This window comes from Streptomyces sp. NPDC002463 (genome assembly GCF_042889835.1).
In the GTDB taxonomy this organism is placed as follows: domain Bacteria; phylum Actinomycetota; class Actinomycetes; order Streptomycetales; family Streptomycetaceae; genus Streptomyces; species Streptomyces nymphaeiformis.
On the sequence record NZ_JBIARL010000038.1, the window covers coordinates 36,425 to 44,090 of the forward strand.

General features: G+C 71.5%; 5 protein-coding genes and 2 pseudogenes. 5 read left to right on the forward strand and 2 right to left on the reverse strand.

The window, feature by feature from the left end:
- Positions 1-8 precede the first annotated feature (8 nt).
- Positions 9-3,095: a glycoside hydrolase family 3 N-terminal domain-containing protein gene (locus ACFYX3_RS40370; RefSeq protein WP_389024905.1), complete on the forward strand. Its 3,087-nt coding sequence runs from the start codon at positions 9-11 to the stop codon at positions 3,093-3,095.
- A 61-nt stretch (positions 3,096-3,156) separates the two neighbouring features.
- On the opposite strand, the pseudogene ACFYX3_RS40375 reads toward ACFYX3_RS40370, so the two are convergent.
- A pseudogene (locus tag ACFYX3_RS40375) lies at positions 3,157-3,647 on the reverse strand (nuclear transport factor 2 family protein); the annotation flags it as partial.
- Positions 3,648-4,110: 463 nt separating this feature from the next.
- Between ACFYX3_RS40375 and ACFYX3_RS40380 the strand changes: the two are divergent.
- The 4 genes from ACFYX3_RS40380 to ACFYX3_RS40395 all read left to right on the forward strand — a co-directional run bounded on the left by ACFYX3_RS40380 (position 4,111) and on the right by ACFYX3_RS40395 (position 7,439).
- Positions 4,111-5,589 (forward strand): glutamate-cysteine ligase family protein, encoded by a 1,479-nt coding sequence (locus ACFYX3_RS40380; RefSeq protein WP_389024907.1) that lies wholly within the window; start codon positions 4,111-4,113, stop codon positions 5,587-5,589.
- 238 nt (positions 5,590-5,827) lie between these two features.
- The gene (locus ACFYX3_RS40385; RefSeq protein ID WP_389024909.1) at positions 5,828-6,982 is read left to right on the forward strand and encodes a DUF3103 family protein; all 1,155 of its coding nucleotides are present in this window, start codon (positions 5,828-5,830) and stop codon (positions 6,980-6,982) included.
- Positions 6,983-7,005: 23 nt separating this feature from the next.
- Positions 7,006-7,320: a hypothetical protein gene (locus tag ACFYX3_RS40390; protein ID WP_389024911.1), complete on the forward strand. Its 315-nt coding sequence runs from the start codon at positions 7,006-7,008 to the stop codon at positions 7,318-7,320.
- The gene (locus tag ACFYX3_RS40395) at positions 7,305-7,439 is read left to right on the forward strand and encodes a hypothetical protein (protein WP_389024913.1); all 135 of its coding nucleotides are present in this window, start codon (positions 7,305-7,307) and stop codon (positions 7,437-7,439) included. Before ACFYX3_RS40390 ends, ACFYX3_RS40395 begins: the two co-directional genes overlap by 16 nt.
- Before the next feature lie 113 nt (positions 7,440-7,552).
- Here ACFYX3_RS40395 and ACFYX3_RS40400 read toward each other — a convergent pair.
- A pseudogene (locus ACFYX3_RS40400) lies at positions 7,553-7,666 on the reverse strand (3-oxoacyl-ACP reductase); the annotation flags it as partial.

Here is a 7,666-nt window from a genome sequence, read left to right on the forward strand (position 1 = left end):
GAGCCCGCATGCCGCACCCGCGCCACCGAAGAAGGGCGAGCGCCGCCGCGCTCGCCGCCACCGCCGTCCTCGCCGGACTGCTCGCCGCCGCCGTGCCCAGCGCCGCCGCGCCCGACGAAGACCCGCCGCCCCAGGCCGTCGACCGCTTCGAGGGGGAGGTCCCCTTCGCCGGACCGCCCGCCGAAGGCCTCTTCACCTGGGGCAGCGACACCGACGACCACCCCGCCCTCACCCTCGCCGAGCGCGCCGACGCCCCCGAAGGCGGACACGTCCTCGAAGGCCGCTACGACATCAGCGGTTGGGGCGGATTCACCCACGACTTCGCCTTCGACAAGCCCGCCCAGGACTGGACCGCGCACAAGGGCATCCGCTTCTGGTGGTACGGCCAGAACACCGCGCCCCTGCCGCCCGGCTCCGGGAAGCGGATCAACTTCGAGATCAAGGACGGCGGGGCGAACGGCGAGGCGTCCGAACTGTGGACGACCTCCTTCACCGACGACTGGGAGGGCTGGCACCACGTCGAGATCCCCTTCTCCGACTTCCAGTACCGCGCCGACTACCAGCCCGTCGGCGGCATCGACCAGGTCCTCGGCCTCGATCGCATGTGGGGGTACGCGCTCACGCTGCCGACCGGCGCGCCCGGCCGCTTCGCCCTCGACGGCGTCGAGCTGTACGGGAAGGCGGACCCCGCCCGCAACACGCGCGTCACCACCGGCGCCGTGGTCCACCCCGTCCACGAAGGAGACACCGCCAGGATCGCCGTCACGGTCGCCACCACCGGCTCCGCGCCGACCGGCGAGCCCGTCACCGTCACGTACACGACGGACGACAGCGGCCCCGCCGAGCCGGGGAAGGACTACACCCCGGTGACCGGGAGCGTGGAGTTCCCGGCCGGGACGCCGTCCGGGACGACCCGCTCGATCACCGTGCCCACCCTGAAGGACGGGGCCGGCGAGGAGGCCGAGACGATCCCGGTGAAGCTGACCGTCGACGGCGCCGAGGCACCCGCCGAGACCCCCGTCGTCGTCATCGACGCACACGGACTGCCCTACCTCGACAAGCGCCTGCCGGTGAAGAAACGGGTCGCGGACCTCCTCTCCCGGATGACGCTCCGCGAGAAGGCCGGCCAGATGACCCAGGCCGAACGCAACGCCCTGCGCTCGCCCGGAGACATCGCCGGCTACGGCCTCGGCTCCCTGCTCTCCGGCGGCGGCTCGGTCCCCACCCCCAACACGCCGGAGGCGTGGGCCCGCATGGTCGACGCGTACCAGCTGCGCGCCCGGGCCACCCGACTGCAGATCCCGCTCATATACGGCGTGGACGCCGTCCACGGGCACAACAACGTCGTCGGCTCCACGATCATGCCGCACAACATCGGCATCGGCGCCGGACGCGACCCCGGCCTCGCCGCCCGGACCGGTGCCGTCACCGCGAAGGAGGTCCGGGCCACCGGCGTCCCCTGGGACTTCGCCCCCTGCCTGTGCGTGACCCGCGACGAACGCTGGGGCCGCTCGTACGAGTCCTTCGGCGAGGACCCCGCGCTCGTCACCGCGATGGAGACCGTGATCGACGGGATGCAGGGCGCGCCCGACGGCCGGGACCTCGACCGCAACGACAAGGTGCTGACCACCGCCAAGCACTTCGTCGGCGACGGCGGCACCGCCTTCGGCTCGTCGACGACCGGCTCGTACACCATCGACCAGGGCGTCACCCGCGTCACCCGCGAGGAGCTGGAGGCCGTCCACCTCGCGCCGTTCGCCGAGGCGGTGAGGCACGGCGTGGGCACGGTCATGCCCTCGTACTCCTCGCTCGACATCCTCGGCGACGACCAGGGCCCCGTGAAGATGCACGCGAACGCCGAGATGATCAACGGGGTCCTGAAGGACCGGATGGGCTTCGACGGCTTCGTCATCAGCGACTGGCAGGCCATCGACCAGATCCCCGGCGACTACCCGAGCGACGTGCGGACCTCGGTCAACGCCGGCCTGGACATGATCATGGTGCCGACGAACTACCAGGACTTCACCCGGACCCTGATCGCCGAGACGGAGGCCGGCCGCATCCCCACCGCGCGGATCGACGACGCCGTCGCCCGGATCCTCACCCAGAAGTTCCGCCTCGGCCTCTTCGAGAAGCCGTACGCGGACACCGCGAACCTGGCCACCGTCGGCTCGGCCGAGCACCGTGCGGTCGCGCGGGAGGCGGCCGCCGCCTCGCAGGTGCTCCTGAAGAACGAGGGCGGCGTACTGCCGCTCAAGCCGACCCAGAACGTGTACGTCGCCGGCTCGAACGCGGACGACCTCGGCAACCAGGCCGGCGGGTGGACCGTCACCTGGCAGGGCGCCTCGGGCCGGACGACCACCGGCACCACGATCCTGGAGGCCATGCGGAAGTCCGCCGACTCCGGCGCCACGCTGACGTACTCCAAGGACGCCTCCGCGCCCACCGCCGGACACGACGTCGGTGTCGTCGTGGTCGGCGAGAAGCCGTACGCCGAGGGCATGGGCGACGTCGGCAACGGCCACGACCTGGAACTGAGCGCGGCCGACAAGGCGGCCGTCGACCGGGTCTGCGCCGCGATGCCCTGCGCGGTCCTCGCCGTCTCCGGCCGCCCCCAGCTCATCGGCGACCGGCTGCCCGCGATCGACGCCCTGGTGGCCTCGTGGCTGCCCGGCACGGAGGGCGACGGCGTGGCGGACGTCCTCTACGGCCGGAAGCCCTTCACCGGACAGCTCCCGGTGAGCTGGCCCAGGTCGGAGAACCAGCTGCCGCTGAACGTCGGCGACACACGCTACGACCCGCAGTTCCCCTACGGCTGGGGCCTGACCACACTCCGCGGCACCCCGCAGGGAGGCGAACCGGCACTGCGGGCGATCGAGCTCGCGGCCCGGGCCCTCCAGACGGCCGGCCACGGGGACTCCGCCGCGGCCCGGCAGCTCGTCGCCCGGGCCCGGCTGATCGTCCAGAACCGCATCGGGCAGAACATCACGGAACCGGTGGCGAAACCGTTCGCCGAGGCCGACCACCTGCTGCTCGGCGGTGATCCGGCGGGCGCCGTGGGCAAACTGACAGCGGCCTTCCGCGCGGCCGGCTGACCGACCCACCCGGCCCCGCCACCCGCACGGGTGGCGGGGCCGTCGGCATGGGCAGGCCCCCTCAGGGGGCGGACAGGCTGTTCTCGGGCGTCAGGCCGCGGAGCTTGTCGGGGTCGACCTGGAAGCGCAGGCGGTGAATGCGGCCGCCGGCGATGTCGAAGGAGAGCGCGCCGAGCGTGGGGCCGTCGATGGTCGCGAGGATGCCGAGTTCGCCGTTGATGACGGCCGGCTCCATGGTCAGGGCGGCCGGCTCCGGCTCGGCCGGGAAGCCGGCAGCCGGCGCGCGACATGGTCGATGCCGTGGAGCGGACGACGGGCGGCGGTGACCTTGCCGCCGCCGTCGGACCAGGCGACCACGTCCGGGGCGAGCAGTTCCATCATGGAGTTCAGATCGCCGCCCGCGCAGGCCGTCAGGAACTGGTCGGTGACCTGCCGCCGCACCCCGGGGTCGGTGTCGAAACGGGGGCGGAGGGCCTGGACGTGCGCACGGGCGCGATGGGCGATCTGGCGGACCGTCATCTCTGTTCGTTCCAGGGCCTCCGCGATCTCCGCGGCCGCCTCGATGCCGGTCAGGCCGCCGCAGACGGTGACCGTGCCGGTGTCGGTGGAGCCGCCCGGCGCGTACACGAGAGTGTCGTACGAGAGGGCCGTGCCGCCGTCGACGGTGACGCGCCGGGCCTCGGGGTCGATGGCGGTGGCGGCGCCCCGTACGAACCTGACGCCCGTGCCGTCGAGAAGATCGGTGATCCGATGGTGGGGCAGCTCCTGACAGGCCGCGATCCGGTGCATCCGCAGCCGCTCGGCGCCCCCCTCCGGACGTGACAGCCCGCCGGCGTGAACCAGGGCACTCGGTGAAAGCGCTGCGCCCGCCCCACCCTCGGTCACTCCGGACCACCCTGCGTACACGGGTCTGCCCTGGCCAGGTGGCCCGGGCGGCCCGCGCCGGGCGGGGCCCGCCTCCTGGTGGCACGCTGAAGGAAGAAGGATCCGCGCCGCAGAGCCCCGGGAGGATCCGATGGGTCGTGACGTCCCGGCACTGACGTTCACACGCGACGACCGTCGCCGCTTCCGCGACAGGACGCACGCCTCCCTCGACGTCCTCGCCCGCATGCTCCGCGAAGCCCGCTTCGACGTCGAGCGGCCACGGGTGGGCCTCGAAATCGAACTGAACCTCGTCGACGAGACCTCCAGACCCGCCATGCGCAGCGCCGAGGTCCTGGAGGCCATCGCCGACCCGGCCTGGTCGAGCGAGCTGGGCCGGTTCAACCTGGAGATCAACATCCCGCCCCGCCGTCTCACCGCGGGCGGCCCCGACACCTGGGAAGGGGAGATCCGCAACGCCCTGAACCACGCCGAGGAGAAGGCCGCCGCCATCGGCGCGCACCTGGTGATGATCGGGACGCTCCCGACCCTCGAGCGCGAGGACGTGAACCGCGAAGCGCTGTCCGAGAACCCGCGCTACCACCTCCTGAACGACCAGATCTTCGCGGCACGCGGCGAGGACCTCCTCATCGAGGTCGACGGCGTGGAACGCCTGCGCACGTACGCGGACACCATCACGCCCGAAGCGGCGTGCACGAGCACCCAGTTCCACCTCCAGGTCGCGCCCGAGCAGTTCGCCGCGCACTGGAACGCCGCGCAGGCCGTCGCCGGCGTGCAGGTCGCGCTCGCCGCGAACTCGCCGTTCCTCTTCGGCAAGGAACTGTGGAGCGAGACCCGCATCCCCCTGTTCGAGCAGACCACGGACACCCGGCCGGACGAGATCAAGATCCAGGGAGTGCGGCCCCGCGTGTGGTTCGGCGAACGCTGGATCACCAGCGTCTTCGACCTGTTCGAGGAGAACACCCGCTACTTCCCGGCGCTCCTGCCGCTCTGTGAGGACGAGGATCCCGTGGAGACCCTCGAGCGCGGCGAGATCCCGCACCTGGCCGAACTCGCCCTGCACAACGGCACGGTCTACCGCTGGAACCGTCCCGTCTACGCGGTCGTGGACGGCGTCCCGCACCTCCGCGTCGAGAACCGGGTGCTGCCCGCCGGACCGACCGTCGCGGACGTGATGTCGAACGGCGCCTTCTACTACGGCCTCGTCCGCGCCCTGGTCGACGAGGACCGACCGGTGTGGAGCCGGATGTCCTTCGCGGCCGCCGAGGACAACCTGCACGCGGCGGCACGACGCGGCATCGACGCCGAGCTCTACTGGCCGGGTACGGGCCAGGTGCCCGTGACCGAACTGGTCCTGCGCCGCCTCCTCCCGCTCGCCCACCGGGGCCTGGATACCCTGGGCCTCGACGCGCAGTGGCGGGAACCGCTGCTCGGCATCGTCGAGCAGCGCTGCGTCTCCGCCCGCAACGGAGCCGTGTGGCAGGCGGAGATGTTCCACCACCTCCACGACGTCGTCCACCTGGACCGGCCGGCTGCCCTCCGTCGGATGACGAGCCAGTACATCGACTTCATGCACCTCAACGCCCCGGCGCACACCTGGCCCGTGGAGTAGACGGAGCCGTCCCGGGCATCCTCCGGCGCATTCTCGCAAGAACATTTCCGGCAGTCCCTCCCCCCTGCCCATGAATGGCCGAGAGGCCGTCTATCCGCGTAGACGCGGATCCCCCAGACTGTCGTCGCACTCGAACGCGCACGCGCACGACCGTCATGCGACGACGCACGGCGGCATTCCGGCATGCCCGAACCCGAACAACCGGGCACCTGGGCAACGCCATTGTCTGGAGGACACCTTGTTCGCAGGAAGACAGCTCCGCGCGGCACTCACCGGTCTCGCGCTGGGAGCACTGACCCTGACCACCCTTCAGGGCACGGCCACGGCGGCGACCGACACCCCGTCCACGACGTCCACGCACACCGCCAAGACCTCCCCGGTCGCCACGATCGAAGCCGCGACGGCACGCGCACTGGCCCGCTCGCTCGCCGAGCCCGCGTGGCAGCGCCAGATGGCCGAAGCGGCCGTGGCGAACAAGGACGTGGACCTGCTGGCGCTGACCGCGAAGTCCGGAGCCAAGCGGGTCAAGGACTTCCGAACGACCCTGGCCAAGGCGGAGGCGGACGTCGCCGAGGCGAAGGGGCTCGGCAAGGGCGTGCCGTCCCTGCTGCGGGTGAGCCTCGCCGGGCAGAAGGTCACCGAGTCCGGCCTCGCCACGACCGAGCCCCTGGTCGCGTCGGCGCCCGCCGACGACGACGCCAAGACGATCGTCGCCTACGACAGCGCGGGCAAGGCGCACGAGCTGGACGCGGCGAAGACCCCGAACCGGCCGGTCTACCTGGTCGGCGTCGACGGGCAGAAGGCGCTCGCGGCCGGCCTCAAGGTGGTCGACGAGGAACTCGCCGCGAAGGGACTCGGCACCCCGACCGCGGACAAGGCCCGTTCGCTCTCCGCCGCCGACTCCGGCTTCTGGACGACGCGGATCCAGTCCATCAGCGTGGGGGACGTCCAGGAACCCTGGTTCAAGGGCGACGCCGAGATCTTCACCCTCGTCACCGGCTTCGGCACGGACGGCAAGGTCCGCGTCGACACGGTCACCATGCCGTACCTCAACGACGAGAACACGACCTACTACCCGAACCAGATCCTGGTCAACTGGTCGAACTACAAGTACAACCTGGCCGACGCCGTGATCATGGAGGACGACGGCGACACGAACTACTCGTCGCTCGCCAAGGCCCTCGCCGCGGTCCTGCTGACGATCACCGACCAGGGCGCGTACATCCCGCTCGTCGACGCGATCATCGACGCCATGCCCACGTCGTGGTGGACCGACGACCCGGACTACGTGGACTCCTTCTACACCCTGGCCAGGGAGACGACCGGAACCCGCGTCGGCGCCGGGGCGAACGCCCGTATGACGGTGGACCGGTACTACGTCTCCGCACTCTGACCCCATCGGCAGGCTCCGTGGCCATGGGAGCGAGCAGATGGTCGTACTTCACGCCCTTCCGGCACAGTGAGCGAGAGGCACTGGACGATCTCCGGGAGAGGGTCTTCGCCGAGGACGCCGAGTACTACCGAGAAGAGGGCGTCGAGACGCTGGAAGGGCTGATGGCGAGCGGATGGCTGGTGGAGGAGCCGGCGCATTCGGTACTGGACGTCGAGCGCGTGGTCCGCTGCGAAGAGGACCTGGAGGAGCCCGGCGACGTGCGGGTGGTCGAAGCGGCGGAAGCCGTCGAACGTTCGGCACGCCGCATCCCGTACGGGAGGCCGTGGAGCAGGCCCTGAAGCGGGCCGGTGACGGCTGGTTCCCTCCGGTCGACCGCGGCTCCGGCTGCTGCACCATCGTCTACGACGCCGAGGGCCGCCCGTCGGAGCTGTGCTTCTGGGGTCTCACCGGCGATTGATCCGGGCTCGACGAGCCGGGACGGAGCGTCAGCCGCGCTGTCCGCCCTCGAAGTGACGCAGGGCGGACAGCGCGGCGTCGTGCGAGGGGCGAGCCCCCTCTCACGTGCCGTCCTCAACTCCGCAGATGTGAAGCCCCGTTGAGGTCGAGGATCGTGCCGGACGACCATTCGGCGGCGGGGGAGGCGAGCCAGAGCACCGCCGCCGCGACCTCCTCGGCCGAGCCCAC

What these genes read in the sequence shown, in the direction of transcription:
- ACFYX3_RS40370 (WP_389024905.1), top strand. Translation starts at nt 9, where the DNA reads ATGCCGCACCCGCGCCACCGAAGAAGGGCGAGCGCCGCCGCGCTCGCC.
- ACFYX3_RS40380 (WP_389024907.1), top strand. Translation starts at nt 4,111, where the DNA reads ATGGGTCGTGACGTCCCGGCACTGACGTTCACACGCGACGACCGTCGC.
- ACFYX3_RS40390 (WP_389024911.1), top strand. Translation starts at nt 7,006, where the DNA reads ATGGGAGCGAGCAGATGGTCGTACTTCACGCCCTTCCGGCACAGTGAG.